Here is a 1,107-nt window from a genome sequence, read left to right as displayed (position 1 = left end):
TCATGATTTCCCTGCTGATAAAGCGTTCCCCGTGGATACATTCCACCTTCAGCGAGTGGAAGAAGCTTTCCGCGCAGGCATTGTCGTAACAACATCCTCTGGCACTCATGCTACCGTGCAGATTATGCCGCTTCAGCAGCGCCTGATAGTCCGCCGAACAGTATTGCCCACCACGATCTGTATGGACAATGACATTTCCCGGTCGCTTACGTCGCCAGAGTGCCATCTGCAGCGCATCGCAGGCCAGCTGCGCTGTCATCCGCGACGACATCGACCAACCGATGACAGCCCGCGACCACAGGTCAATCACCACCGCGAGGTACAGCCAGCCGTCGTCGGTGTGAAGATACGTGATGTCTCCTGCCCACTTCTGATTCGGGCCACTCGCGTAAAAATCCTGTTTCAGCAGATTTTCAGACACCGGAAGGCCGTGTTCTCTGTAGCTGACCGGGCTGAACTTCCGGGCAGCCTTTGCACGAAGTCCCTGACGTCGCAGGCTGGCGGCAATCGTTTTGACGTTGTACTCAGGCAGTTCGTCAGCGAGACGAGGCGCACCATAACGCTGTTTTGCCTCAGCGAATGCCTTACGGACAGCAGTATCACAGACGAGTCGGAACCGCTGACGGGGTGTTATCTGCTGACGGCGCAGACGCCACGCATACCAGCCGCTGCGGGCGACCCGCAGTACCCGGCACATGGCTTTGATGCTGAACTCAGCCCGATGATTTTCGATGAAGACATACTTCATTTCAGGCGCTTCGCGAAGTATGTCGCGGCCTTTTGGAGAATGGCCAGTTCCTCTGCCTGTTCCGCCAGTTGGCGTTTAAGACGGGCAATTTCAACGGACATTTCCTGCTCACGTTCGGAAGCGCTTCGGGCATTGTTAATCTGACTGCGCCATGCGTAGAGCTGGGATTCGTACAGGCTGAGTTCCCGGGCAGCGGCAGCAACACCGATACGTTCCGCAAGCTTCAGGGCTTCGTTACGGAATTCAGGCGTGTGCTGTTTGCGGGGCTTCTTATTGGTTGATGCTGATTTTGTCATGAGTCACCTCTGGTTGAGAGTTTACTCACTTAGTCGTGTGTCTACTATTAGCGGGTAGGATCA

The 1,107-nt window shown here is 55.6% G+C and carries 1 protein-coding gene; it reads right to left on the bottom strand.

The genetic code is table 11. From position 1 onward, the window contains the following. A protein-coding gene (locus tag HA45_RS23310; protein WP_128599095.1) for an IS3 family transposase occupies positions 1–1,044 on the bottom strand; the annotation gives its coding sequence in 2 pieces (ribosomal slippage) (positions 1–786 and positions 786–1,044; 1,045 coding nt annotated over the 2 pieces). This gene is flagged as partial in the annotation. Between the last annotated feature and the right edge of the window lie 63 nt (positions 1,045–1,107).

It is taken from the genome of Pantoea rodasii, assembly GCF_002095465.1.
GTDB lineage: Bacteria > Pseudomonadota > Gammaproteobacteria > Enterobacterales > Enterobacteriaceae > Pantoea > Pantoea rodasii.
The sequence above is the reverse complement of the archived record's forward strand: the minus strand, read 5'-3'. Positions and strand labels throughout refer to the sequence as shown.